Below are 23,421 nucleotides of genomic sequence, written 5' to 3'. Positions count from 1 at the left end.
CTCGCGAGAGTCCAACACCCGGGCCCCGAGAGTCGTACGTCCGGGACCCGTGAGTTCTGCGGTCGGGTCAGGCGGTGGCGGCGGCGGCCACGGCCTGGACTGCGGCGGTCGGGGTCCGGCGCGGGTCGGTGACCAGGAAGAGGGTGCTGTCGGGCAGGTCCCGGGCGCGGTGGAGGGTGCCCGCGTCGAGCTGCTCGGCCACCGCCACGCGCGGCAGCACGGCCCAGCCCAGGCCCGCGACCACGCACGACCGCACGGCCTCGATGCTGCCGAACCGGGTGATGCTCGACGTCGCCGACAGCTCGCGCACGAACCGGTCGCTGTACGAGCAGCCCTCCTCCAGCAGGAAGTACCGCTCGTCGAGCACGACACCGGGCGCGCACACCAGCTCGATCGGCTCCACGCCCACCGCCGTCACCCTCAGCCCCGGCGCGACGACCGCGTCCTCCAGCACCAGCGCGAGGTCGAGCGTGCCGTTGCGCACGCCGGCGATCGCCTGCCTGGTGCCGGCGGGCGACAGGTGCACGGTGATGCCCGGGTACCGCAGCGCCACGTCGGCCACCCGCTGCGGCAGGCGGTACGCGCACACGGACTCCGGCGCCGCTATCCGCACGTCCCCCTCGACGGCGGTGCCGCCGCGCACCGCGTCCCGCAGCCGCTGCTCGGCGGTCAGCACCTCCCGCGCGTGCTCGACGGCCTGCCGACCGGCCTCGGTGAGCCGGGCGCCGGTGGGCAGCCGGTCGAACAGCCGCGCGCCGAGGTGCCGCTCCAGGGCCTTGACCTGGCTGGTCACCGTGGATTGCACGAGGTGCAGCTCGGCCGCCGTGGCGGTGAAGCTGCTCGTGCGCGCGAGCACCAGGAGGGTGCGCAGGAGACGGGTGTCCACCGAATCGAGAATAGCGATGGACACCATCGCTGGGAATCGTTGGACTCGATGAGGGGACGTGATGGATGCTCGGCCCATGACCGAGGTCCTCCGCTACACCGCCTTCACGACCGACCCCGAGGGCGGCAACCCCGCCGGTGTGGTGCTCGACGCCACCGGCCTCGACGACGCCGCCATGCTGCGGATCGCCGCCGAGGTCGGCTACTCCGAGACCGCCTTCGCCGTCCCCCGCGACACCGACGGCGACTACGACGTCCGCTACTTCAGCCCACTGGTGGAGATCCCGTTCTGCGGGCACGCGACGGTCGCCACCGCCGTCGCCCTCGGCCGCACGGGCACGCTGCGGTTCCACACGCCGGCCGGGCTGGTGGAGATCACCACCGACGGCCGCACGGCGAGCCTGACCAGCGTCCCCACGTCCTCCGCGCCCGCGCCCGGCGCGGACGTCGCCGCCGCGCTCGCGGCCCTGGGCTGGGACGCCGCCGACCTCGACCCGCGCTACCCGGCGCACTGGGCGTCCGGCGGCGCGCGGCACCTCGTGCTCGCGGTGCGCGACCGGGCCCGGCTGGCCGCGCTCGACTACGACTTCGACGCGCTGGGCGACCTGCTCCGCGCGAACGACGCGGTCACCGCGCACCTGGTGCACCAGCGCGACGACGACACCTTCGACGCGCGCGACCCGTTCCCGGTGGGCGGCGTCGTCGAGGACCCCGCCACGGGGGCGGCGGCCGCGGCGTTCGGCGGCTACCTGCGCGCGCTCGGCCTGGTGACCGCGCCGCGGGTGCTGACCGTGCACCAGGGCGTGGACATGGGCCGGCCGAGCACGCTCACCGTCCACGTCTCGCCGGACGACCCGCGGATCACCGTGACCGGCGCGGCCGTCCGGATCTGAGGGCGGCCGAGGGGGGCTACACCCGTTCCAGCACCACGAGGGGGATCTCGCGGTCGGTCTTGGTCGCGTACTCGTCGTAGGCCGGCCACACCTCGGTCATGAGCGCCCACAACCCGGGCCGCTCCTCCGGGGTCGCCACCCGGGCCCGCGCGCGGAACACGTCCGCCGCGACCTGGACCTCGACCGCGTCGTCCTCGGCGATGTTCTTGAACCAGGCCGGGTGGTCGGGCGCGCCGCCGGAGGAGGCGACCACCACGTACGCGTCGCCGTGCGGCTGGTAGATCAGCGCGGTGCGGCGCGGCACGCCGGACTTCCGGCCGGTCGTGGTGAGGAGGAGGGTGAAGACGCCGGGGCGCCACTCGTGGCCCTCGGCGCCGTTCGTCTCGACGTACCGCCGGATGTGCTCGTTGACCCAGTCGACGGGGCTGTCCACTACTGACATGCCCCCGACGCTACCGAGGTCGGGCGGGCCCCGCCGAACGGTTCGGGGGCCGCCCGACCCCGGTGGCGCGGCCCTCGGCGGGGCGGAGCGGCCCTCAGTAGATCTGGCAGGCGAGCTTCATCTGTTCTCCTCCGTCACGGGCCGTCGCACGGGCCCTCCGCCCACTATGACCGGCACGGGGGCTGGCGGGTCATGCGAAAGGGGGATAGAAGGGCGTTATGCCCGAGCTCGAACTGCGCCACCTCAGGGCGGTCTGCGCGATCGCCGACGAGGGCAGCCTCACGAAGGCGGCGACCCGCCTGGGCCTCACGCAGCCCGCGATGAGCGCCCAGCTGCGGACGGTGGAGCGGATCGTCGGCGGACGGCTGTTCGACCGCACGCCCGGCGGGTCGTCGCCGACGGACCTCGGCAGGCAGGTCGTCGGCACGGCGCGGCTGGTGCTGGACGAGGTCGACCAGCTGGTGTCGCTGGCCCGCGAGAGCGCCCGCGGCGGCGCGCCCGGCGGCCCCCTGCTCGTCGGCGGCGTGCCCACGCTGTTCTTCGGGCACTTCGTGGAGGAGCTGCGCCGCGCGGTCCCCTGCTCGGAGGTGCGCACCGAGATCACGCCGGGCGCCTCGGACCTGCTGGAGATGCTGGTGTCCGGTCAGGTGCACCTCGGCGTGCTCGACCGGTTCGAGGGGATGGAACGCCGGGAGCTGCGCGGCCTGGAGGTGCGGCGGCTGGTCAGCGAGCCGCAGTTCGTGGCGCTGCCGGAGTGGGACCCGCTGGGCGAGCAGGACGAGGTGGACCTGGCGCAGCTCGCCGACCGCGACTGGGTGTGCCGGCCGGACGAGCTGGTCGGCAACCGCATCCAGGTCTCCGCGGTGTGCGCGGCGGCCGGGTTCACGCCCCGGTTCACGCACCACGTGAACGAGGCGGGCACCGCGCGCGGCCTGGTCGCCAACGGCGCGGTGTCGTTCGCCCTGCCGCAGTCGCGCGGCGGCGACGGCATCCTCGTGCGGCCCCTGCGCGGCGCGCCGCTGATGGTGGACCTGATGCTCGCCACGCGGCGCGAGGGACCGGCCGCCGGGCGGGCGCACGACGTGTTCGCCGCCGCCGCGCGGGCCTACCGGGCGCTGCTGCCCCGCAACCCGGGCTACGCGAAGTGGTGGGCGGAGCACCCCGAGGCGCACCGCGAGATCGACGCGGCCCTGGCGCTCGACTGACCCCCGGACCGCCGGTACCAGCCGTTCCGCCCGCGCCCAGGCGGGTTTTCGAGACGCGGTTCGCCGGTTCGCACCCTCGTGCGGCCGGGCCACCCGCTGCCACGGTGGTGCGACGACCCCGCGCGAGAGCCAGCCGCCGGCCCCCGGGCCGTGCCGGCACCGGGTGGAGGGGTGCTCTCCCACGCCCCTCCACCTCCCCCTCCCCCGGTCACGCGGCGGCGCGCACCGCGTCCTCGATGGTCGTGGGCGCGCGGCCGATCAGCTTCTCCAGGTCGGGCCGCACCCCGGCGAGCGCGCCGCGGCCGATGCAGACCTCGATGTCGGTGAGCAGCTCGGCCACGAAGGGCGGCAGGCCGAAGCCCGTGAGGCCCGCCACGCGCTCCTCGGCGGTGACCGGGGTGTGCGTGGTGCCGCGCAGCGCGGCCAGCTCGTCGAAGCTCCACGCGCGCGGCCCGGTCAGCTCGTGCACGACGCCCTCGTGGCCGTCGGTGGTGACCGCGACGGCGGCGGCCAGCGCCAGGTCGTCCCGGGACGCCGAGGCGATCCGCCCGTCGCCCGCGGCGGTCACGACGGGGCCCGGGTTCAGGTAGTTCTCGTGGTACATGCCGTTGCGCAGGAACGTGAACGCGAGGCCGCTGTCGCGGAGGAGCCGCTCGGTGGCGGCGTGGTCGGCGGCCAGCGCCAGCGGCGAGGTGTCGGCGTCGGTGACCGACGTGTAGAAGACGTGCCGCACGCCCGCGTCCACCGCCGCCCGCACCGCCGCCCGGTGCAGGTCGAGCCGCTCGGGGCCGTCGGCGGAGACCAGCACGAGCCGGTCGACGCCCGCGAACGTCGCCGACAGGTCGCCCGCGAAGTCGCCCGGCCGGACCTCCACGCCGGGGACGTCCACCTCGCGCGGGTCGCGCGCCGACGCCACGACCTCGCCGGCCGGCACGCGGTCGAGGGTGTGCCGGAGGATCAGGGAGCCGAGGTGGCCGGTCGCGCCGGTGATCAGGATCGTCATGGCGACGACGGTAGGCAGGACACTAACTTTTCGGCAGTACCCACTTCTCCGTACGGTACTTACGTTTGGGAAAGCTCGCAGGTAGCGTCGTCGTCGTGAAGCCGGATGGTGATGTCTACGACCGCAACTGCCCGTCCCGCCTGATCGTCGGCCACGCCACGAGCCAGTGGGGCAGCCTGGTGCTGGGCAAGTTGCTGGACGGCACGCTGCGCTTCGGCGAGCTGCGCCGCGCGGTGGCCGGGGTGAGCGAGAAGATGCTGGCCCAGACGTTGCAGGCGCTGGAGCGGGACGGGCTGGTGCACCGCGAGGTCCACCCCGTGATCCCCCCGCGCGTGGACTACTCGCTCACCCCCGCGGGTACCCACGTCGCGGAGCGGATCAGGGGGTTGTTCGGGTGGATCGAGGAGAACCTGCCGGAGCTGGTGGCGGCCCAGCGCGCCTACGACGCGCGGCGGGACGGGAGCGTGTGACAGCGCTCAACCGAACGCGACAACGGGTGAATTCCAGGTGGGCCTTGCCAGAATGGGATTCATGACGCAGCCCTTCACGGACGATAGTCACCCGGCCGAGCCCTATCCGGGCGCTCGGCCGGGACACTGCTTCGTGCACCTCGACGGCGCCGGCTGGCCGGTCACCCCCGACCGGGGCGCCGACTCCGGGTGGCGCGTGGCCCCGGACGGCCGGGACCTCGACGAGTGGCTGGCCGGGCACGGCGAACCGCCGCTGGCGGGCCGGATGCCGGTGCTCGCCTACGGCTCCAACGCCAACCCCGCCAAGGTGACCTGGCTGCGCGAGGAACTCGGCCTGACCGGCCCGGCGGTCGTCCTGCGCGCCCGCTGCGAGGGGCTCGCCGCCGTCTGGGCGGCCGGGCTGCGCAAGGTCGACGGGCAGCGGCCGGCGACGCTCGCCGCGGTGCCGGGCGTCGAGGAGGAGCACGCGGTGTGGTTCGCCACCGCGGAGCAGCTCCGGGTGCTCGACCGCTGCGAGGGCCGGGGGCTGCGCTACCGCCTCGTGCGCGTGCGCACCGGCCGCGTGACCCTGTTCGACGGCGGCGTCGTCGACTCCGTGCTCGCCTACACCGGCGCCGGGTCGAGGCGGATGCCGCTGCTGGTCAACGGGCGGCCGGTGCGCTGCGCCGACGTGGACCAGGCCGGCGCGGCGCGGCTGGGCGGGTGGCCCGCCGCGACCGACGGCCTGGACGTGGTGCCCGTGCACGGCGACCCGTCCCCCGACGACTGGCCCGACCGCCTCTTCACCTACGGCACGCTCCGGCCCGGCATGGCCGCGTGGCCCCTCGTGGAACCGCTGACCAGCGGCGACCCGGTGCCCGCCCGCCTGCCCGGCACGCTGCACGACACCGGTCGCGGCTACCCCGCCCTGCGCCCCCGCGCCGTGGACGACGCCGGTCCCGGCGTGCCCGGCCACGTGCTGCGGCTGGAGCACCCCGAGGACGCCCTGCCGGTGCTCGACGAGTACGAGGGCGACGAGTACACCCGCGTGCGCGTCACGCTCCCCGACGGCCTGGTGTGCTGGACCTACCTGTGGACGGCCGAGCTGGGCGACATGCCCGAGCTGCCCGACGGTTGGGTGGGGAGCAACGCGTGACACGCCCAATACGGTGAATTGTTGGCAGACCGACCCAACCACCTGCCCGCTGGGTACGTCCTCCCAGTGAGGACCACTCACCGGACCAGGAGGTGGACATGAGGCGACCACTCGCGGCGAGCGCGGCGTTCGGCGCCCTCGCGGTCGTGCTGTCCGCGTGCGGCGGCGGCAGCGGCGGCGAGGCCCGACCGGCGGCCGACCAGTCGGGCATCGTGGTGGCGACGTCCTCGGGCGCCGCACCCGGCAGCTCCGCACCGGACAGCGCCGCACCGGACAGCGCAGCGCCCGTGCCGCCGACCTCGCCGGCGGCGAGCGCCGCCCCGGCCTCGGGCCGCTGCTCGGCGGCCGTGCTCGCGGGCGAGGTCCAGCCGACCGACGCGGCCACCGGCAACCGCTACGCCAAGCTCGTGGTGACCAACAACGGCACGGCGCCGTGCACGCTCAACGGCTACAGCGGCCTCCAGCTGCTCGACGCCGGCGGGCAGCCCGTGCCGACGGCCCTGGAGCGCGACGCCGACCCGGGGCCGTCACCGGTGGTCCTGCCGCCGAAGGCGCGGGCCGCGGCGAACCTGCACTGGACCGTCGTGGCCACCGACGCCGAGCCGGTCGACCGGCCGTGCGAGCCGGAGGCGACCCAGGCGGTGGCCATCCCGCCGGACGAGACCCAGCCGATGAGCCTGGCCTGGAACTTCGGCCCGGTGTGCGCCGGCGGTCGGATCGTCATCAGCGCGTTCTACGCTGCCTAGGTGATCCAGTCCAACGTCCCCGGTCACGCCGGGGAACTCGCCGTCCGCACCTGGCCCAACCTGGACGCCTCCTGGCTCGCCGTGCTCGTGCACGGGTACGGCGAGCACGGCGGCCGGTACGGGCACGTCGCGGAGGCCCTGGTCGAGGCGGGCGCCCTGGTGGTGGCCGCCGACCACGTCGGGCACGGCGGCTCGGACGGCGAACGGGCGCTGATCACCGACTTCGAGGGCCTGGTCGCCGACGTGGGCGCGGCGGTCGACTCGGCCGCGTCCGACCTGCCCCTCGTGCTGGTCGGGCACTCGGTGGGCGGCCTGGTCGCCGCCCGGTACGCGCAGCTGCACCCGCCGGCCGCCCTGGTGCTCTCCGCGCCCGTCCTGGGCACCTGGCAGGGGCTCGACATGCTGTCCCCGGCGGAGGTGCCGGACACGCCGATCGACCCGGCCGCCCTGTCCCGCGACCCGGAGGTCGGCAAGCGGTACGCCGCAGATCCCCTGGTCTGGCACGGCCCGTTCAAGCGACCGACCCTGGAGGCCCTGGAACGGGCCCTGGACGAGGTCAACTACGGCCCGTCCCTGGAGGACCTGCCGACCCTCTGGCTGCACGGCGACGCCGACGACCTCGTGCCGCTCGCGGACACCCGCACCGGCACCGACCGCCTGCGCGGCCTGCTGTTCGAGGAGCGCGTCTACCCCGGCGCCCGGCACGAGGTGTTCAACGAGACCAACTCGGCCGAGGTGCTGGCCGACGTGGTGGCGTTCGTCCGGCGGGTGCTGGACCTGGGCTGATCACGGGGCCGGGTGGCGCCCGGGTCGGGTGGGTGACCCCCGGCCCCGGGCGGCGTGACGCGCGCCCGGGGCCGGGGGTCGGGTCGGGACCGGGTCAGTCGTCCCAGCCCTCGTCGTCCCAGTCACCGCTGTCGGCGCTGCTCTCCGCACCGCCCACGACCGCGCCGTGCGGACCCGCGAAGGCGTACTCGTCCTCGTAGTGCGCACCACCGGGGTAGGACACCGCGCTCACCTCGTAGTAGCCCGCGCCCTCGGACCCGGCGCCCACGAAGCCCTCGTGGAAGTACGCCACGTCGTCGTCGTACGCACCGGCCTCGACCTCGTGGACGAACGAGCCCTCCGACGAGGCGGCCACGGTGTAGTTCTCGTGCTCCGTGTGGGTGCCGGGATCGGCCGAGGCGATGCCCGCGGCCCCGATCAGCAGCGGCAGCGAGACCGCGCTCGCGGCGATGAACCGGATGACAGTGCGCATGGGAACCTCCTGAGTGTTTGTGACCATGCGCGAGTCATCGTCGTCTCGGCGACGCACCACCGCCCGCCGCCGACCACATCGTGTGATGCGCTGTTTCAGCCCGCCAAAACGCGCTGATCAGGGGTCATCACGAGGGGTGCTCGAAGGGCACTGCTTGTGGGTGACGGCAAAGGGCCGCTGACACCCCCCGACCGTGTCGTGGACAATTCCGTCCCGACATGGTGGGACAAGACCTGGAGCTGCTGATCACCGCGGTGGTGGCGGCCGACGACGAGCGGCAGGCGCGCGACGCCTGCGCCGGCCTGCTGCGCCTGGGCGGGCGGGTCGTGCGGGCCACCGACTGCTCCGACGAGGAGCCGGGCTGCTGGTCGGTGACGATCAGCCGGCCGAGCGGCGAGCGGGTGGCGCGGAACGTGGCCGCCGCGCTGGCCCGCGCCGTGCGGTCGTTCGTGCGGCTGCTGGGCGACGACCTGCCGGTGCCGCGGGTGGCGTGCGAGCCGCCGACGGCGTGGACGGTGCTGGACGACCCGGACCGGCTCGACGGCCTGCTGCCGGGCGGGGAGCGGCTGCTGGTGGAGGCGTGGGTCGGCGGCGACCCGGCGCACCGCGGGGAGGTGCCGGACGGGCCCGGGGAGCCGGCCGCGCCCGAGGTGGGCACGGGCACCCGCCTGCTGCTGCGCGTCGACGTGCACACCGACCGCCCCGAGCGGGCCGAGTGGCAGGCACGGGCGGTAGCGAGCCGGGTCGCGGGGAATGGCAAGATCACCCGAGTGGCTCCTCTCGGGCACCTGCAGAGCGTGCACATCGATCTTGGTCTGAAAGTTACTTCGGCCACGGTCGCGCTACAGGACGCCGCCGCGTCGCTGGGCCGTTCGGGGTGGACGTCCGTGGAGTGGGTCGGCGAGTCCGGGACCACGCGCTGGTCAGCCACAACCGTCCCACCGAGTGGGATCGCAGCCCTGGAACTCACAGCGACGCCCGCATCGGCATTCGTGTGGACGGTGCCCGGCTGAGATCCACTTCGCTGAACCGAACGAGTGGATTTGCCATTCCACCCGGTCAGCCGATCTTGCTTGTGAAACACGAAACTTTAGGTACTACTTTCAACTATAGGAACACCAGCGAGCGCCCAGGAGGGGTCGGTACCGGACATGGCCACCGTCGAAGAAGTTCGCACGGCGATCGCCCAGGCCGTCAGCAAGGCGAACGACAGCATCAACGCCCTGCAACAGGCCGCCGACCTCGCCGAGGACGCCCAGGCCCTGCTCAGCCAGACCACGCAGGGCAGCGGCCAGTCCGAGGTCGAGCAGGCCAACGCGCACTTCGCCGAGGTCGCGGGTGGTGTGACCGACCTCCAGAACCAGCTCCGGGCCGGTATCAACCAGGCCGAGAGCTACAACTCAGGGCTCTGACGTGGCGACGGTGGGCGAGATCAGGGTCGCGCTCGACCAGAGCTGCGAGTTCCTCCGCGACGCCTACCGCTGCGTCCGGGAGGCGCGCGACGCGCTGGACGAGGCCGTCGGCCTGCTGTCCGCCGCGAGCGCCCACCACCCGGAGTCCCTCGTGCCGCCGGAGTTCACCAAGGCGGGTGAGATGTTCGCCGACGAGCTGGAGCTGATCGTCGGCAGCATCGAGCTGGTCCAACGAGTGTCCGGGGAGCTGTGACGTGAGCAGGCGTGACGAGCGCCGCAGGAGGATCGAGGCCGCCTTCGAGGAGTTCCGCGCGGCGGTCGCCGCCGCGCTGGGCAACGCCTCGCGCGAGCACCGCCTCCTGGCCGACGAGCGCGCCCGCGACATGTTCGAGGTGATGCTGCGCGGCGACGGCGTCGACCGGGCGCTGGAGGACCCGCTGCTGGCCGGGGCGCTGGCGAACCCGCTGTTCTCCCAGCAGCTCGCGCGGGCGCTCGTCGACCGGGTCGAGGCGTTCCGCGAGTGGTCCGAGCAGGGCCCGGACCAGCTGGCCGCCCTGGTCGACGCGGTCGCCGAGGGCCCGGCGTCGTGGCCGCACGAGTCGTGGCTGGGGCGGCCCGGCAACGCGGACGGCGGCGAGCCCGTGCCGGAGCTGTGGCGCGTCGGCACGGGCGTGGTGCGCAGCGCCCCGGAGCCCCGGCGGTTCCCGGTGGCGGTCCCGCTGCTCGACCACGCGCACCTGCACGTCTCGTCCACGCACGAGAGCCGCCACGCCGCCGAGGGGCTGGTGGAGAACCTGCTGCTGCGGGTGCTCAGCCACTTCCAGCCGGGCCTGGTGCACGTCCACGTGTGGGACGTCAACGCGCTGACCGGCTCGCTGCCCGGCCTGTACCCGCTGACCAGGGCGGGCCTGCTGACCGTGCACGACCCGTCCCGGCTGCACGAGCTGCTCGACGAGCTGTCCGACCACATCCGCCGCGTGCACACCGACGTGCTGGTGGAGGGCCACCAGTCGGTGCGGGCGGCGGGCGGGCGGCGCACCGAGCCGTGGCGGGTGGCCGTGCTGTTCGGCAACCGGCGGGCGCTGCGGGAGGAGCACCAGCAGCAGTTGCAGCGGGTGGCCCGCAACGGCCTCGCCGCGCGCGTCGAGCTGGTCATCGTCGACATCCCGATCACGGTGAACTCGCCGATCGAGACCGTGGTGGTCGCCGCCGACCAGACCGCCACCTGCACGATGACCGGCGAGCACGTCACCGTGGCGCTCGACCCGCCGTTCCCGCGCGCCGCCGTGCCACGGGCCTGCGCGGCCATCGCGGACGAGCGGGAGGCGCGCCGCACGCGGCAGAGCACGTTCGCCGACCTGCTGCCCGAGCAGCTGTGGCGCGAGTCCTCGGCGGCCGGCGTCGCCGCGCCCGTCGGCCACCAGGACGGCGAACCGGTGCTGGTGGGCCTGGGCGACACCTCGCCGCACGCGCTGATCGGCGGTCCCAGCGGCTCGGGCAAGACGAACTTCCTCTACGCCATGCTGGGCAGCCTCGCCGCCCGGTACTCGCCCGACGAGCTGGAGCTGTACCTGCTCGACTTCAAGGAGGGCGTGTCGTTCGCGCAGTTCGCGCCGGGCCGCAAGGACCCGACGTGGCTGCCGCACGCCCGGCTGGTCGGCGTCAACGTCAACACCGACCGCGAGTTCGGCGTGGCGCTGCTGGCGTTCCTGTCCGACGAGATGCGCCGGCGGGCCGACGCGGCGAAGCGGCACGAGGTCACCAAGCTGGAGCAGCTGCGCGAGGAGGACCCGGCCGGGCACTGGCCGCGGATCGTGGCCGTGATCGACGAGTTCCAGTACATGTTCGGCGAGCGCGACCCGGTCACCGCCCAGGCCACCCAGCTGCTGGAGGACGTGGCCCGGCGCGGCCGGTCGCAGGGCATCCACCTGGTGCTGTCGAGCCAGGACGTGTCGAGCATCCAGGCGTTCTGGGGCCGGTCGGCGATCTTCGAGCAGTTCACCGTGCGCATCGCGCTGCCCAAGTCGCGCCGCGTGCTGGCCGACCTGAACGACGCCGCCGCGGAGCTGCCCCGCTGGCACGCGGTGGTCAACCACGAGTCGGGCGTGCGGCCGGGCAACGAGGTGGCGCGCATCCCGGACGCCACCGCCCGGGGCACGATCGACGCCCTCCAGGGCGAGCTGCACCGCCGCCGGCCGGCCGACCTGGCCGAACCGATCCTGTTCGACGGCAGCAAGGTGCCCGTGCTGGCCACGCTGCCGGACTTCCGGGCGCTGCGGCCGAGCGACGGCAACCCGACCGTGCTGCTGGGCCAGGTCATCGACGTGGCGGGCAGCGCGGCCAAGGTGCGCCTGGCCCGCACGCCGGGCCGCAACGTCGCGGTGCTCGGCTCGATCGTCCAGGAGGCGGCGGCCGTGCTGAACGGCGCGGCGCTGTCCCTGGCCCGCCAGCACGAGCCCGGCGCCGCCCGGTTCAGCGTGGTGTGGCTGGTCGAGGACGCGAAGCCGTTCGCCGAGGAGCTGTGCAAGCAGCTGCACGACGTGGGCCACGAGGCGTCCCTGAAGGACCTCAACGACGTGCAGGACCTCCTCGTCGAGACGGCCGGGGGCATCGCGGCGCGGACCACCGACCGGACGCCCGCCCCGCCGCTCCCCCACTACCTGGTGGTTTACGGCGTGGACGCCGCGCACACCCTGTTGGAGACCAAGGACGACACCAGGACGTCGGGCGTGGACCGGCTGCGGACCGTGCTGCGGCACGGGCCGGAGCACCGCACCCACGTGCTGGGGTGGTGGCGCGGCGTGCAGCGGTTGAAGAACAGCCTGTCGCCCGGCGCCTACGACGACATCGGCGCGTGGGTGGCGTTCGACATCCAGGGCAAGGAGCTGCTGTCGCTCGGGCCGGAGCCGGTCCTGTCGTGGTCGCCCCGACCGCGGCGCGGGCTGTTCTTCGACCGGTTCGAGCACTCGCGGCCCGAGGTCGTCATCCCGTTCGACACCCGGGAGGAACCATGATCAGCCACGTGTCCGCGGTGCCGGCGCAGCGGGGCCACGCACCGGCGCAGCGGGTCCACGGGGAACCCGGCCACACCGGGGGCGGCGGGGCCGAGGCGGTCCCGGGGGTCCCGGGGGTCTCGGCGGTGGAGCGGTACAAGGAGCTGATCGGCCTCGCCGGCGAGTCGGTCGACCGGATGCGCGCCCACGACCGGGTCCGGGCGCGCGAGCTGCTGGACCGGCTGGCCGCGTCCCAGGAGCGGGTGGTCGAGGTCATCGAGCGGGAGAAGCTGGTGCGCGCCGTCGTGCGGGTGCACTGGGAGGCCGTCGTCGAGCTGCTCTGGGAGGAGCGGTGGATGACGATGACCCCGGTGCCCGCGCCGGACGAGTCGGTGCCGCCGCGCCCGCAGCACGAGTACGACGAGGCGATGGACCGCGCGTTCGAGGCGCTGGAGGAGTCGCTCCAGAAGCGCACCCTGCTGCGCCGCAAGGGCGCCTGACGGGCCGGGGTACCTGACGGGCCGGGGTACCTGGCGGGCCGGGCGCGGCTAGAAGTCCCAGGAGACGACGACCGTGCCGAAGTCCGTGTCGGCGCCCGCCCTGCGGTAGGTGGCCAGCGCGGCGGCGTTGTCCCGCTCGGTGCCGCCCCACGCGCCGGTGCAGCCCCGCGCGCGGGCCAGGTCGACGAGGGCGCCGACGAGGGCGGTGCCCACGCCGCGCCGCCGGTGCGCCTCGTCCACGCCCAGCTCGTAGAGGAACATCTCCACGCCCTTGTCGGGGTGGATGGTCTCCACGCCGGAGACGAACCCGGCGGGCTCGCCGTCGACGTAGGCGACGAGCAGGTGGTGCCGGTCGTCGGCGAGGAACGCCCGGGTGGCGTCCTCGCGCGGCGCGGCGTCGAACAGGTGGCCCGCGGCCACGACGGCGTCGAACGACGTGACGCGGCGGATGTCCACGCGGGTCAGGGTAGCCCCCGGGTGATGATGCGGTCATGCGCGAACTGACCACCCCGGCCGACGTGGCCGCGGCCGGCCCCGACCCCCTGGTGCGCTGGGCCGCCCAGTCCCTCCTGCCCGGGTACTGGCGCGCCGGCGGCGCGGCGTGGGCGCACGGCGGCGCGGTGGCCGTGCTCGCGCCGGGCCTGAACCGGCACGACCGGCTGGTGGCGGCGGGCCCGGTGGACGACGTGGGCGCGCTGCTCGACGCGCACGCCCGGCCGGGCACCGCGCCGCTGGTCACCGAGGAGCTGGCCGCCGCTCTGGGGTGGCCGGTGCGGGGCGTCTTCGGGTGGATGGAGCGCGGTGGGCGGCTGCCCGAAGCCCGTCCCGGGTGGCCGGCTCCCGGGTGGTTGGCTCCCGAGTGGCTGGGCGAGGACGAGCACGACGCCGTCGAGTCCCTGCTGCGCAAGGCCAACCCCGACACGTACGTGTGGCCGCACGAGCCGGGGCCGACCCGCTGGGCCGGGCTGCGCGTGGACGGCGTGCTCGCGGCGGTCGCGGCGGACGCGTGGTCGGCCCCCGGCGTCGGGTTCGTCGCGGGCGTGGCGACCCACCCGGACCACCGGGGCCGGTCGCTGTCGACGGCCCTGTGCGCGTTCGTCGTCCGGGACCTGCTGGCGGAGCGCGGGACGTGCGCGCTGATGGTCAACGCCGACAACCCGGCCGCCATCGCCGTCTACCGCCGGTTGGGGTTCGGGTACCGGTCCGTAGCGGCCCTGCGGGACGCACGTCACACCTGATCGCCGGAACAGCCCACCGGGCCCGCGCGGTTGTCGCCCTTATGACACTGCCGAGCACCTCGCGTGAGATCCGCCTGGCCTCGCGGCCCGAGGGCTTCCCGACCGCCGGGGACTTCACCCTGGCCGAAGCGCCCGTGCCGACCCCCGGCGAGGGCCGGCTCCTGGTCCGCAACCGGCTGATGAGCGTCGACCCGTACATGCGGGGCCGGATGAACGCGGTCAAGTCCTACGTGCCGCCGTTCGAGGTCGGCGAGGCGCTCAGCGGCGGCGCGGTCGGCGAGGTCGTGGCGTCGGAGGACCCCGGCTTCCAGGTGGGCGACACCGTGCTGCACGACCTGGGCTGGCGCGAGTACGCCGACGTCGACGCCTCCACCGCGGTGAAGGTCGACCCGGCCGCCGCGCCGCTCGGCGCGTACCTGGGCGTGCTGGGGATGCCCGGCATGACCGCGTACGCGGGCCTGCTGGAGGTGGCGGCGATGCAGGAGGGCGACGTCGTGTTCGTCTCCGGCGCGGCGGGCGCGGTCGGCCAGGTCGCCGGCCAGGTGGCGAGGCTGCGCGGCGCGAAGCGCGTCATCGGCAGCGCGGGCAGCGCCGCCAAGGTCGAGTACCTGGTGGACGAGCTGGGCTTCGACGCGGCGTTCAACTACAAGGACGGCCCGGTCGTCGAGCTGCTCGCGGACGCCGCGCCGGACGGCATCGACGTGTACTTCGACAACGTCGGCGGCGACCACCTCGACGCCGCGCTGGCCTCGTTCAACCCGTACGGCCGGGCCGCGCTGTGCGGCTCGATCTCCAACTACAACACGCGGGAGCCGGTCGGCCCGACCAAGCTCGGCCTGGCCGTGGGCAAGCGGCTCACGCTGCGCGGCTTCCTCGTGTACGACCACAGGCACCTGCAGGGGCGGTTCACCGAGGAGGTGTCCGGCTGGATCGCGGAGGGCGCGCTGCGCTACCGGGAGACGGTCACCGAGGGCATCGAGCGCGCGCCGGAGGCGTTCATCGGGATGCTGCGCGGGGAGAACACCGGCAAGGCGCTCGTCACCCTGTAACCGCCGTAGCCCGCCGCGCGGTGCCCCGGCGGGCTACGGCCGGACCAGTTCGCCGTCGGCGGCGACGACGCGCCCCGCGCGCACGACCAGCGTGCGCGGGGCGCGGTCCATCACGGCGGCGGTGACGGTGTCGCCGGGCACCACGACCAGGTCGGCGGGCGAGCCCTCGGTGAGGCCGAGGGACCGGCCCAGCACGGCGGCGCCGCCGCGGGTGGCGATGTCCGCGCACATCTCGACCTGGTCGTCGCGGCGGAAGCCGCCGCGGTACGCGAGCTGCCAGGTCCGGTCGAGCATGTCGCCGTTGCCGTAGGGGGACCAGTAGTCGCGGATGCCGTCCTGGCCGAGGCCGAGGCGCACGCCCGCGCGGCGCAGCCCGAGCAGCGGCAGGGGTTCCCGCGCGCCCGGCGCGACCGTGGTGACCGCGACGTCGTGCCCGGCGAGCAGGTCGACCAGCTCGCGCTGCCGATCGGCGTCCACTGTGGACAGCGCGAACGCGTGGCTGATCGTGACCTGCCCCTGCATCCCGAGCGCGGCGACCCGCTCGCACACCAGCTCGACCTCGAACGCGCCGAGCGAGCCGGTGTCGTGCAGGTGCACGTCCACCCCGCGCTGGTGCTTCTCCGCCAGGCCGAACACGAGGTCGAGGTGCCGCACCGGGTCGCGGTCGACGCCCGCCGGGTCGAGGCCGCCGACGAGGTCGGCACCCGACCGCAGGGCGGCGTCGAGCAGCTCGGCGGTGCCCTTCTCGCGCAGGATGCCGCACTGCGGGAACGCCACCACCTCGACGTGCGCGCGGTCGGCGTGCGCCTCGCGGGCGGCCAGCACGCCGTCGAGCCGGTCCAGCCCCGAGTCCACGTCGACCTGCGCGTGGCTGCGGACGTGCGTCGCACCGGACGCGATGGTGCGCCCCAGCGTGCGCGTGGCGCGGTCGGCGACGGACTCCTCCGCGTCGCGCCAGTGGCGGCGGTCGTCCTCGACCAGCTCGGCGAGGCCGGTCCCCGCGCTGTGCGGGCGGAAGGGCAGGCCGAGGCGCGTGGAGTCGAGGTGCGCGTGCGCGTCGGTGAACGCGGGCAGCAGCACGCCGCCGCGCCCGTCGACCGCGGGCGTGCCCCCGGGTGCCGTCAGGTCGGGTGCGACCGCCGTGATGCGGCCGTCCGCGCACAGCACGTCGACGGCGGGGGCGCCGGGGCTGTTCGGCCACGGCCGCACGGAGCGGATCAGCAGGTCACCGGTCATCCCGCGACGCTAGCCCCGACGGGGTGAACCCGCCGGCGAGGGGCGCGCCGGGGATCAGCTTGCCGGGGTTGAGCACGCCGGTCGGGTCGAGGGTGCGCTTGACCGAGGCCAGCACGTCCACGCCGAGCGCGCCGATCTCGCCCTCCAGGTACGGCGCGTGGTCGGTGCCCACCGCGTGGTGGTGGGTGATCGTGCCGAGCCCGGCGACGGCCTCGGCCGCGGCGGCCTTCGCGACCCGCCACTGGCCGACCGGGTCGTCGGGGTCGCGGGCGGTGACGGCGGTGAAGTACAGGGACGCGCCGGTCTCGTAGGCGTGCGAGACGTGGCACATGACCACGCACCGCCGCCCCAGGGCGTCGACCAGCGCCCCGCGCACGGCGTCGCGCAGCTCGGAGAGCCGCGACCAGTGCGCGGCGGTCTCCAGGGTCTCGACGCACACGCCGACCTCCATCAGCGCGTCGCGCTGGCGCGGCCCGGCGAACCGGCCGTGCCGCCACGCCTCGCCGAGGGCGGTCCCCAGGGCCACCAGCTTCGCCCCGCGCGGCGCCGGTCCCCGCAGCGCCGATCCCCGCAGCACCGGTCCCCCCAGCACCGGTCCCCGCAGCGCCGGTCCCCGCAGCGCCGGTCCTCGCAGCGCCTCCCGCTTCCGGCGGCGGACCTCGCGCGGGGTGCTCCCGTGCCAGCCCAGGACCAGCAGGCACGGTTCGGCCACGCCCCGCGCCCGCAGGTACGCCTTGAGCGCCGAGGTCTTCCAGCCGCCGGTCAGCGCGAGCGACACCTCGGTCTCGTCCGCGTCGGACAGCCGGGTGACGTCGGCGAGCACCCGCCGCTGGGCGAGGTCGCGCACGACCTCGGTGCCGCGTTCCCAGCCGTCCACGAAGAACCCCTCGTAGCGCTCGACCGCGGGGCGCGGGCGCAGCCGCAGCTCCACCTCCGTGATGACGCCGAACGCGCCCTCGCTGCCGACCACGAGCTGCTTGAGGTCGGGACCGGCGGCGGACGCGGGCGCCGCGCCGAGCCGCCACTCGCCCACCGGCGTGCTCAGCCGGACGCCCTCGACCAGGTCCTCGAACCGGCCGTAGCCGGAGGACGCCTGGCCGGCCGAGCGGGTCGCGGCGAACCCGCCGATCGTCGCCCGCTCGTAGGACTGCGGGACGTGGCCGAGGGTGAAGCCGTGCGCGGCGAGCAGCCGTTCGGCCTCGGGCGCGGGCAGGCCGGCCTGGAGCACGGCCAGGCGGGACACCGGGTCCACCGAGACGAGCCGGTCGAGCCGGCTCAGGTCCAGGGCGATGACGGCGGCCTTGTCGCCGCGCAGGGCCGTGACGCCGCCGACGACGGACGTGCCGCCGCCGAACGGGACCACCGCCACGTCGTGCTCGACGCAGGTCCTGAGGACCTCGGTGACCTCCTCGGGCGTGCCGGGCAGCACCGCGGCGTCGGGCACGGCGAGGTCGCCGTCGCCGCGCTGCCGCAGCAGGTCCAGGTAGGACAGGCCGCCGGCGCGGCCCAGGCGCGACCCCGGGTCCACCCGGACGTGGCCGGGGCCGACGACGGCGCCCAGCGCGGCGCGCGCGGCGTCGCCCAGGGCCGAGTCCGGCACGACGGGCGCGCGGGCCGGGGTGGTGGCGCCGGTGAGCCCCGTCCGCCGGCGGAGCCACGTGAGGGCGTGCGGCGGCAGGTGCCCCTGGTCGGTGGTCCACCGTCCCCGGAGGGTGTGGTCGATGCGCTCGGTCACCGCTACAGTGTGACACATGACGTCTCAACGTCACAGTGATGACGCGCTCCTCGACGCGGCCCGCGACTGCGTGGTCGAGGTCGGGGTGCGGCGCACCACGCTGACGGACATCGCGAAGCGCGCCGGCGTGAGCCGGATGACCCTCTACCGCCGGTTCCCGGACGTGGGCACGCTCGTGCGCGCCCTGATGACCAGGGAGTTCACCGCGCTGCTCGGCCGCGTCGAGGTGACCGGCGCGACCGCGCGGGAACGGCTGGTCGACCAGGCCGTGCAGGGCATCCGGCTGCTCGCCGCCGACCCGCTCATGCGGCGGGTGCTCGACCTGGACGCCGAGCTGATGCTGCCCTACCTGGTGCAGCGGCTCGGCAGCACGCAGCGGATGGTCGAGGCGTTCCTCGTCGCGCGGATCGCCGAGGGGCACGCCGACGGGTCGGTCCGGGCGGGTTCGGCCACCGCGCAGGCGCGGCTCGTGCTGCTGACGACGCAGTCGCTGGTGCTGTCGGTGCGGCCCGCGACGACCGACCTGGACTTCGACGACCTGCTGGCCGAACTCGCCGCCTACCTCGACGCGGCGCTGTCGTGAGCACGTCCCTCAACGCCGCGCGGCGGGCCCGCGACCTGGACCACGTCTCGTCGACGCCGGTGGACCTGCTCGTCGTGGGCGGCGGCGTGACGGGCGCGGGCGTGGCGCTCGACGCGGCGGCGCGCGGCCTGACCGTGTGCCTGCTGGAGGCGCGCGACCTCGCGTTCGGCACGTCCCGGTGGTCGAGCAAGCTCGTGCACGGCGGCCTGCGCTACCTCGCCCGGGGCGAGGTCGGCCTGGCCCGGGAGAGCGCCGTGGAGCGCGGCATCCTGATGACCCGCACCGCGCCGCACCTGGTGCGCGCCCTGCCGCAGCTCGTGCCGCTGCACGGGCGCTCGCACGACCCGGTGGTGATGGCCGGCCTGCGGGCGGGCGACGTGCTGCGGCGCGCGGCCCGCACCCCGGCCGGCGTGCTGCCGCCACCACGCCGCGTGCCCGCCGCCGAGGCCCTGGCCCTCGCCCCCGGCCTGCGCCGCGCGGACCTGCGGGGCGGCCTGCTCGGGTTCGACGGGCAGCTGGTCGACGACGCCCGCCTCGTGGTGGCCCTGGCCCGCACCGCCGCCGGCCTGGGCGCGCGCGTGCTGACCAGGACCCGCGTGGACGCCCTGACCCCCACCGGCGCCACCGCCACCGACACCCTGACCGGCGAGTCGTTCACCGTGACGTCCCGTGCCGCGGTGAACGCGACGGGCGTGTGGGCGGGGTCGCTGGTGGACGTGGACCTGCGCCCGTCGCGGGGGTCGCACCTGGTCCTCGCCGCCTCCACCGCCGGCCTGACCGGCACCGCGCTGACCGTGCCGGTGCCCGGGTCCCGCAACCGCTTCGCCCTGCTGCTCCCCCAGCAGGACGGGCGCGTCTACGTGGGGCTGACCGACGAGCCGGTCGACGGGCCGGTCCCCGACGTGCCCGAGGTGCCGCGGTCCGACGTGGACTTCCTGCTCTCGGTGGCGTCCTCGGTCCTGGAGCGCCCGCTGGCGCACGCCGACGTCCTGGGCGCGTTCGCCGGTCTCCGCCCCCTGCTGGCGGGCACGGGCGCGAGCGCCGACCTGTCCCGCCGGCACGCGGTGCTCAAGCGGGACAACGTCACCACGGTCGTGGGCGGCAAGCTCACCACGTACCGCCGCATGGCCGCGGACGCCGTGACCGCCACCGGCCTGACCGCGGTCCCCACCCGCACCGCGAACCTGCCCCTGGTGGGCGCGGGCCCCGCCACCGGCGCGCCCCACCTGGTCGCCCGCTACGGCAGCGAAGCCCCCCGCGTGGCCGAGGTGGGCGAGGTCGCCTGGGCGGTCCACCACGAGGGCGCCCTCGACGCCGACGACGTCCTGGACCGCCGAACCCGGACCGGCCTAGTCCCCGCCGACCGAGCCGCCGCCGAACCCGAAGTGACCCGCCAAGTGGCAGAAGCCCTGTCCACCCTCACCTAACCCGCGAGAGTCCAACGCTCAGGCCCCGAGAGTCCAACGCCGGGGCCTCGAGAGTCCAACACTCAGGACCCCTGAGTTCTACGTTCCGGACGTAGAACTCAGGGGTCCTGGAGGTACGACTCTCGCGACCTGGGGGTTGGACTCTCGGGGCCTGGAGGTTGGACTCTCGGGGGGTGGGGAAGGGGACCCCGGTGGGATCCCCTTCGGTTACTCGCCGATGATCGGCTTTGCCGCCTTCGGCGGTTCCTCGATCAGGGCGTCGCCCTCCAGCCGCACCTTGCGCTGGTGGTCCTTGCCGCCGTCGCCCTGGCCGGGTGCGCCCATCATCGGCGCGCCCATCATGCCCATGCCGCCACCGCCGCCGCCGGGACGCCCGCCCGCCGCCGCCGCGGCACCGGCCGCACCGGGCTGCGCACCGCCGGACGCGCCCAGGACGCCGGACGAGCCGCCCGCCTGGAGGGTCTGGCCGCCGCCGCCCGCGCCGGCCGCGCCGCCGCCACCGGCGAAACCGCCACCGCCGCCACCCGCGAAACCGCCGCCACCGCCGCCGACGCCGCCCCCGCCACCACCGACGCTCGGGGTGTGGGGCAGGTCGGGCGTCGCCGGGCGGACCGGGGGCACGTACGCGCCGCCGACGCCGCCGGGCGTCACGTTGGTCGCGTGCGTGGTGCCGCTCGGGTTGTAGGGCAGGGTGGTCGGGCCGGACGAACCGCTGTCCGCGACCCACCGGCCCGGCTCCCAGTGGCCGCCGCCCGCGCCGGGACGCCCGCCGCCGGTGCTGCCGGAGCCGCCGGAACCGCCGGAACCGCCGGAGCCCGGGTAACCGCCGGAACCGGGGTAGCCGCCCGAACCCGGGTAGCCGCCGGAGCCGGGGTGGCCGCCGGGGGCCGGGTACGTGCCGGGCTGGGTGCCGGGGGCCGGGTAACCGCCCGAACCGCCGCCGACCTGCGGGGGACGGCTCACCACGGGACCGCTCGGCCCACCGGGGTAGTACCCGCCGCCGCCGGCCGCCGGGGCGTCCGGGCCGTAGCCCACGCCCACCGTCGGCGGGCGGCTCACGACCGGACCGGCCGAGTGGCCGCCGGAACCCGACGTGTTCGTCGAGCCGCCGGGGTTGTTGGTGTAGCGGTCGTTCGCGCCGCGGTCCATGTCGCGCAGCTGGCCGTCGGTCAGCCCGAGGCCGCCCTGGCTGAGCCGCGGACCCGAACCGCCGCCGCCCGCACCGCCCTTGTTGGACGACGTCATCGCGGTGATCGCCTGGAGGATCTGCTTGGCGGTCTGCGCGATCGAGGACACCGACTTGATCAGGTCGATGAGCTTCTTGAGCGAGTTGCCGAGCTTCTGGAGGAAGTCGGCGAGCTTCTTGGCGTAGTTGCACGCCATCTGCACGATGTCCGCGATGGCGCCCGCGATGGCCGCGCCGAACGTCAGGAACGACGCCGCCAGCCACTGGATGATCTTCATGACCATGTCGGACACGGCCTGGCTGATCAGGTCCATGATGGTCTTGCGCACGGTGGCGACCAGCTCGCCCGCGCCCTTCGCGGCCTGCGAGATGCCCTTGGTGGCCTTGGCCAGCGTCTCCAGCCCGGCCGCGTGCTTCTTGCTGGCCGCGCGGTAGCCGTCGGCGGACCGGCCGGCCCACCCCTTCGTCTCCTGCTCGGACGTGCGCCGGTAGTCGGCGACGATGCCCTCGATCTGCTTGGACGCCGACAGCCAGGTGTCGGACATCTTCTTGATCGACTCCGGGCTGCCGAGCAGCGCGTCGAACGGCTCGCGCAGGAAGTCCACGTGCTGGATGGCCCAGCTGAACCCGGCGGACAGGAAGCCCGACAGCGGGTTCGACGCCATCCCCACGATGCCCATGGCGGTGTTGGCCATGCCCAGCCCGGCCTGCACCCAGTCGCCGCGCTCGACGGCCGCGACGGTGCCCTGCACGTCGCTGATCAGGTACGACGGGTCACGACCCTGCGTGCTCGCCTGCGTGGTCATCCGCGCGCCTTTCCGGTGAACCCGAACGCGTTGTCCAGGTCGACGTTCTCGTAGAGGTCGGCGACCTCCTTGAGGCCCTGGCACATGTCGGCGATGGTCTCCGTGGCCTGGCCGAGGATGTCCTGGGAGTTGCCCGCCGCCTTGAGCAGGAACTCGGCCAGGAACGACCCGAACACGCCGAACGCCTCGGTCGACAGCGACGGGTCGGCGGTCTTGGTCGCCGAGAGCATCCGCTGCGTCAACTGGTCGACCGTGGCGGCGTGCGCCCGGATCTGCTCCGGGCTCACGTTGAACGCGTCGAACATGGTCGTCTACCCCCTGCTCTCAGGCCATGACATCGGGTGGGTTGGTGAAGTAGTCGTCATCGGGCCTGGTGTCCCGACGCTGGATCTCCGGCTCCGGTTCCACGGCGTCCGTGCCGTCACCCGAATAGCCGTTGGGCATCTTCGACTTCACGAAGTCCAGCGCCGGACCGTCCCCGAACGACTCCGACATGATCTGGACGACCTGCCCCGCCGCGGCGCGCTGCGCCTGGGCGACGGCCGTCATGATCGCGCCGGAGACGCGCTCCGGGTCCTCGCCGCGCAGCTGCGGGCGCAGGACGAGGTTGGTCAGCGCCCCCGAGGCGTTGACCGTCACGGTGATCAGCCCGTCCGGCGAGGTGGCGCTGCCGCCGACGCCGCCGAGCTGCTCCTGCACCGCGGTGGCGCTCTGCTTCGCCTGCTCGATCTTCTGTCCGTACTGCGCGAGCCACTGGTCCGGCTCCATGGTCACCCCTCACGGCAACGGGGCTTGCGGCCCTACTGCGCATTCGAGTCGTCGAGAGTCGATTCGGTTCCGAGCTCCGTATCGTTTCACCGAATCGTGATTTCGGGGTCGTCCGGGCGGCGGTGCGTCCGGTCGACCTGTTGTGTGAACTGTTTACTTGCCGTTCTGTTGGGTTTTCGCAACACTTCGTAGCATGAGTCCGGTGCGCCGAGGCCCTGGGCAGCCGATCCACAACCGGATCGGCGTGCTGCGGGTCGAACGGGGTATGACGAGGGCGGGGCTTGCGCGGGCCGTGGAGGTCAACCCGCAGACGATCGGCGCGCTGGAGCGGGGGGACCAGTACCCGAGCCTCGACCTGGCGCTGCGGATCTGCGAGGTCTTCGGGCTCCCGGTGGAGGCGGTGTTCAGCCGCAGCCCCTTCGAACCCCTGTCGACGCAGGTCTACCGCTAG

General features: G+C 74.7%; 26 protein-coding genes. 16 read left to right on the top strand and 10 right to left on the bottom strand.

Features of this window, described 5'->3' with window-relative positions; translation table 11 throughout:
* Nucleotides 1-67: 67 nt before the first annotated feature.
* Entirely contained in the window at nucleotides 68-886 is an 819-nt protein-coding gene (locus ACRAKJ_RS02830) for a LysR substrate-binding domain-containing protein (protein WP_438925541.1), read from the bottom strand.
* A 76-nt stretch (nucleotides 887-962) separates the two neighbouring features.
* Here ACRAKJ_RS02830 and ACRAKJ_RS02825 point away from each other — a divergent pair, with 76 nt between their 5' ends.
* Nucleotides 963-1,778 (top strand): PhzF family phenazine biosynthesis isomerase, encoded by an 816-nt coding sequence (locus ACRAKJ_RS02825; protein WP_438925542.1) that lies wholly within the window; start codon nucleotides 963-965, stop codon nucleotides 1,776-1,778.
* 16 nt (nucleotides 1,779-1,794) lie between these two features.
* On the opposite strand, the gene ACRAKJ_RS02820 is transcribed toward ACRAKJ_RS02825, so the two are convergent.
* The gene (locus ACRAKJ_RS02820; protein WP_438925543.1) at nucleotides 1,795-2,220 is read right to left on the bottom strand and encodes a nitroreductase family deazaflavin-dependent oxidoreductase; all 426 of its coding nucleotides are present in this window, start codon (nucleotides 2,218-2,220) and stop codon (nucleotides 1,795-1,797) included.
* A 218-nt stretch (nucleotides 2,221-2,438) separates the two neighbouring features.
* On the opposite strand from ACRAKJ_RS02820, the gene ACRAKJ_RS02815 reads away from it, so the two are divergent.
* Complete coding sequence (locus ACRAKJ_RS02815; protein ID WP_438925544.1) at nucleotides 2,439-3,425, top strand: LysR substrate-binding domain-containing protein; 987 nt, start codon at nucleotides 2,439-2,441, stop codon at nucleotides 3,423-3,425.
* Nucleotides 3,426-3,633: 208 nt separating this feature from the next.
* Here ACRAKJ_RS02815 and ACRAKJ_RS02810 read toward each other — a convergent pair whose 3' ends face one another.
* A complete protein-coding gene (locus ACRAKJ_RS02810; RefSeq protein ID WP_438925545.1) occupies nucleotides 3,634-4,428 on the bottom strand; it encodes an NAD(P)H-binding protein in 795 nt (264 codons plus the stop codon).
* Between the two features lie 95 nt (nucleotides 4,429-4,523).
* On the opposite strand from ACRAKJ_RS02810, the gene ACRAKJ_RS02805 reads away from it, so the two are divergent.
* The 4 genes from ACRAKJ_RS02805 (at nucleotide 4,524) to ACRAKJ_RS02790 (ending at nucleotide 7,565) form a co-directional block, all read left to right on the top strand.
* Nucleotides 4,524-4,898 carry a winged helix-turn-helix transcriptional regulator gene (locus ACRAKJ_RS02805; protein ID WP_438925546.1) on the top strand — a complete coding sequence of 125 codons (375 nt, stop codon included), beginning with the start codon at nucleotides 4,524-4,526 and terminating at the stop codon, nucleotides 4,896-4,898.
* Between the two features lie 133 nt (nucleotides 4,899-5,031).
* The gene (locus ACRAKJ_RS02800; RefSeq protein ID WP_447008864.1) at nucleotides 5,032-6,033 is read left to right on the top strand and encodes a gamma-glutamylcyclotransferase; all 1,002 of its coding nucleotides are present in this window, start codon (nucleotides 5,032-5,034) and stop codon (nucleotides 6,031-6,033) included.
* Nucleotides 6,034-6,131: 98 nt separating this feature from the next.
* Complete coding sequence (locus tag ACRAKJ_RS02795) at nucleotides 6,132-6,779, top strand: DUF4232 domain-containing protein (protein ID WP_438925548.1); 648 nt, start codon at nucleotides 6,132-6,134, stop codon at nucleotides 6,777-6,779.
* Nucleotides 6,780-7,565: an alpha/beta fold hydrolase gene (locus tag ACRAKJ_RS02790; RefSeq protein ID WP_438925549.1), complete on the top strand. Its 786-nt coding sequence runs from the start codon at nucleotides 6,780-6,782 to the stop codon at nucleotides 7,563-7,565.
* A gap of 94 nt (nucleotides 7,566-7,659) precedes the next feature.
* On the opposite strand, the gene ACRAKJ_RS02785 is transcribed toward ACRAKJ_RS02790, so the two are convergent.
* On the bottom strand, nucleotides 7,660-8,037 hold the full coding sequence (locus ACRAKJ_RS02785; protein ID WP_438925550.1) for a hypothetical protein: 378 nt from the start codon (nucleotides 8,035-8,037) through the stop codon (nucleotides 7,660-7,662).
* Nucleotides 8,038-8,255: 218 nt separating this feature from the next.
* Between ACRAKJ_RS02785 and ACRAKJ_RS02780 the strand changes: the two genes are divergently transcribed.
* From ACRAKJ_RS02780 to ACRAKJ_RS02760, 5 genes are all read left to right on the top strand, one after another.
* A complete protein-coding gene (locus ACRAKJ_RS02780; RefSeq protein WP_438925551.1) occupies nucleotides 8,256-9,050 on the top strand; it encodes a hypothetical protein in 795 nt (264 codons plus the stop codon).
* Nucleotides 9,051-9,188: 138 nt separating this feature from the next.
* Entirely contained in the window at nucleotides 9,189-9,449 is a 261-nt protein-coding gene (locus tag ACRAKJ_RS02775) for a hypothetical protein (protein ID WP_438925552.1), read from the top strand.
* A gap of 10 nt (nucleotides 9,450-9,459) precedes the next feature.
* Nucleotides 9,460-9,702, top strand: coding sequence for a hypothetical protein (locus ACRAKJ_RS02770; RefSeq protein WP_438925553.1), 243 nt, complete (start codon nucleotides 9,460-9,462; stop codon nucleotides 9,700-9,702).
* Nucleotide 9,703: 1 nt separating this feature from the next.
* Nucleotides 9,704-12,463 carry an FtsK/SpoIIIE domain-containing protein gene (locus tag ACRAKJ_RS02765; RefSeq protein WP_438925554.1) on the top strand — a complete coding sequence of 920 codons (2,760 nt, stop codon included), beginning with the start codon at nucleotides 9,704-9,706 and terminating at the stop codon, nucleotides 12,461-12,463.
* The gene (locus ACRAKJ_RS02760; protein ID WP_438925555.1) at nucleotides 12,460-12,942 is read left to right on the top strand and encodes a hypothetical protein; all 483 of its coding nucleotides are present in this window, start codon (nucleotides 12,460-12,462) and stop codon (nucleotides 12,940-12,942) included. Before ACRAKJ_RS02765 ends, ACRAKJ_RS02760 begins: the two co-directional genes overlap by 4 nt.
* Nucleotides 12,943-12,990: 48 nt before the next feature.
* Here ACRAKJ_RS02760 and ACRAKJ_RS02755 read toward each other — a convergent pair whose 3' ends face one another.
* Nucleotides 12,991-13,398: a GNAT family N-acetyltransferase gene (locus ACRAKJ_RS02755; RefSeq protein ID WP_438925556.1), complete on the bottom strand. Its 408-nt coding sequence runs from the start codon at nucleotides 13,396-13,398 to the stop codon at nucleotides 12,991-12,993.
* Between the two features lie 35 nt (nucleotides 13,399-13,433).
* Between ACRAKJ_RS02755 and ACRAKJ_RS02750 the strand changes: the two genes are divergently transcribed.
* Nucleotides 13,434-14,180: a GNAT family N-acetyltransferase gene (locus tag ACRAKJ_RS02750; protein ID WP_438925557.1), complete on the top strand. Its 747-nt coding sequence runs from the start codon at nucleotides 13,434-13,436 to the stop codon at nucleotides 14,178-14,180.
* A 41-nt stretch (nucleotides 14,181-14,221) separates the two neighbouring features.
* Entirely contained in the window at nucleotides 14,222-15,229 is a 1,008-nt protein-coding gene (locus ACRAKJ_RS02745) for a zinc-binding dehydrogenase (RefSeq protein ID WP_438925558.1), read from the top strand.
* 33 nt (nucleotides 15,230-15,262) lie between these two features.
* Here the strand turns inward: ACRAKJ_RS02745 and ACRAKJ_RS02740 are convergent, their stop codons facing one another.
* Nucleotides 15,263-16,465, bottom strand: coding sequence for an amidohydrolase (locus tag ACRAKJ_RS02740; RefSeq protein WP_438925559.1), 1,203 nt, complete (start codon nucleotides 16,463-16,465; stop codon nucleotides 15,263-15,265).
* Complete coding sequence (locus ACRAKJ_RS02735; protein WP_438925560.1) at nucleotides 16,455-18,200, bottom strand: FAD-binding protein; 1,746 nt, start codon at nucleotides 18,198-18,200, stop codon at nucleotides 16,455-16,457. Before ACRAKJ_RS02735 ends, ACRAKJ_RS02740 begins: the two co-directional genes overlap by 11 nt.
* Before the next feature lie 16 nt (nucleotides 18,201-18,216).
* Here ACRAKJ_RS02735 and ACRAKJ_RS02730 point away from each other — a divergent pair, with 16 nt between their 5' ends.
* Nucleotides 18,217-18,783, top strand: coding sequence for a TetR family transcriptional regulator (locus ACRAKJ_RS02730; protein ID WP_438925561.1), 567 nt, complete (start codon nucleotides 18,217-18,219; stop codon nucleotides 18,781-18,783).
* Nucleotides 18,780-20,210 carry an FAD-dependent oxidoreductase gene (locus ACRAKJ_RS02725; RefSeq protein WP_438925562.1) on the top strand — a complete coding sequence of 477 codons (1,431 nt, stop codon included), beginning with the start codon at nucleotides 18,780-18,782 and terminating at the stop codon, nucleotides 20,208-20,210. The genes ACRAKJ_RS02730 and ACRAKJ_RS02725 overlap by 4 nt, the downstream gene beginning before the upstream one ends.
* A gap of 207 nt (nucleotides 20,211-20,417) precedes the next feature.
* On the opposite strand, the gene ACRAKJ_RS02720 is transcribed toward ACRAKJ_RS02725, so the two are convergent.
* Genes ACRAKJ_RS02720 through ACRAKJ_RS02710 form a run of 3 tightly spaced genes read right to left on the bottom strand, consistent with a single transcriptional unit; the run spans nucleotide 20,418 to nucleotide 22,970 of the window.
* On the bottom strand, nucleotides 20,418-22,202 hold the full coding sequence (locus ACRAKJ_RS02720) for a WXG100-like domain-containing protein (RefSeq protein ID WP_438925519.1): 1,785 nt from the start codon (nucleotides 22,200-22,202) through the stop codon (nucleotides 20,418-20,420).
* Nucleotides 22,199-22,507: a type VII secretion target gene (locus ACRAKJ_RS02715; protein WP_438925520.1), complete on the bottom strand. Its 309-nt coding sequence runs from the start codon at nucleotides 22,505-22,507 to the stop codon at nucleotides 22,199-22,201. Before ACRAKJ_RS02715 ends, ACRAKJ_RS02720 begins: the two co-directional genes overlap by 4 nt.
* Nucleotides 22,508-22,526: 19 nt before the next feature.
* Nucleotides 22,527-22,970 (bottom strand): YbaB/EbfC family nucleoid-associated protein, encoded by a 444-nt coding sequence (locus ACRAKJ_RS02710; protein ID WP_438925521.1) that lies wholly within the window; start codon nucleotides 22,968-22,970, stop codon nucleotides 22,527-22,529.
* 193 nt (nucleotides 22,971-23,163) lie between these two features.
* Between ACRAKJ_RS02710 and ACRAKJ_RS02705 the strand changes: the two genes are divergently transcribed.
* A complete protein-coding gene (locus ACRAKJ_RS02705; protein WP_306745664.1) occupies nucleotides 23,164-23,421 on the top strand; it encodes a helix-turn-helix transcriptional regulator in 258 nt (85 codons plus the stop codon).

Source organism: Saccharothrix sp. DSM 118769 (assembly GCF_052936295.1).
The sequence above is the reverse complement of the archived record's forward strand: the minus strand, read 5'-3'. Positions and strand labels throughout refer to the sequence as shown.

What these genes read in the sequence shown, in the direction of transcription:
- ACRAKJ_RS02825 (WP_438925542.1), top strand. Translation starts at nt 963, where the DNA reads ATGACCGAGGTCCTCCGCTACACCGCCTTCACGACCGACCCCGAGGGC.
- ACRAKJ_RS02820 (WP_438925543.1), bottom strand. Translation starts at nt 2,220, where the DNA reads ATGTCAGTAGTGGACAGCCCCGTCGACTGGGTCAACGAGCACATCCGG.
- ACRAKJ_RS02815 (WP_438925544.1), top strand. Translation starts at nt 2,439, where the DNA reads ATGCCCGAGCTCGAACTGCGCCACCTCAGGGCGGTCTGCGCGATCGCC.
- ACRAKJ_RS02810 (WP_438925545.1), bottom strand. Translation starts at nt 4,428, where the DNA reads ATGACGATCCTGATCACCGGCGCGACCGGCCACCTCGGCTCCCTGATC.
- ACRAKJ_RS02795 (WP_438925548.1), top strand. Translation starts at nt 6,132, where the DNA reads ATGAGGCGACCACTCGCGGCGAGCGCGGCGTTCGGCGCCCTCGCGGTC.
- ACRAKJ_RS02785 (WP_438925550.1), bottom strand. Translation starts at nt 8,037, where the DNA reads ATGCGCACTGTCATCCGGTTCATCGCCGCGAGCGCGGTCTCGCTGCCG.
- ACRAKJ_RS02780 (WP_438925551.1), top strand. Translation starts at nt 8,256, where the DNA reads ATGGTGGGACAAGACCTGGAGCTGCTGATCACCGCGGTGGTGGCGGCC.
- ACRAKJ_RS02775 (WP_438925552.1), top strand. Translation starts at nt 9,189, where the DNA reads ATGGCCACCGTCGAAGAAGTTCGCACGGCGATCGCCCAGGCCGTCAGC.
- ACRAKJ_RS02760 (WP_438925555.1), top strand. Translation starts at nt 12,460, where the DNA reads ATGATCAGCCACGTGTCCGCGGTGCCGGCGCAGCGGGGCCACGCACCG.
- ACRAKJ_RS02750 (WP_438925557.1), top strand. Translation starts at nt 13,434, where the DNA reads ATGCGCGAACTGACCACCCCGGCCGACGTGGCCGCGGCCGGCCCCGAC.
- ACRAKJ_RS02745 (WP_438925558.1), top strand. Translation starts at nt 14,222, where the DNA reads ATGACACTGCCGAGCACCTCGCGTGAGATCCGCCTGGCCTCGCGGCCC.
- ACRAKJ_RS02740 (WP_438925559.1), bottom strand. Translation starts at nt 16,465, where the DNA reads ATGACCGGTGACCTGCTGATCCGCTCCGTGCGGCCGTGGCCGAACAGC.
- ACRAKJ_RS02730 (WP_438925561.1), top strand. Translation starts at nt 18,217, where the DNA reads ATGACGTCTCAACGTCACAGTGATGACGCGCTCCTCGACGCGGCCCGC.
- ACRAKJ_RS02720 (WP_438925519.1), bottom strand. Translation starts at nt 22,202, where the DNA reads ATGACCACGCAGGCGAGCACGCAGGGTCGTGACCCGTCGTACCTGATC.
- ACRAKJ_RS02715 (WP_438925520.1), bottom strand. Translation starts at nt 22,507, where the DNA reads ATGTTCGACGCGTTCAACGTGAGCCCGGAGCAGATCCGGGCGCACGCC.
- ACRAKJ_RS02710 (WP_438925521.1), bottom strand. Translation starts at nt 22,970, where the DNA reads ATGGAGCCGGACCAGTGGCTCGCGCAGTACGGACAGAAGATCGAGCAG.
- ACRAKJ_RS02705 (WP_306745664.1), top strand. Translation starts at nt 23,164, where the DNA reads ATGAGTCCGGTGCGCCGAGGCCCTGGGCAGCCGATCCACAACCGGATC.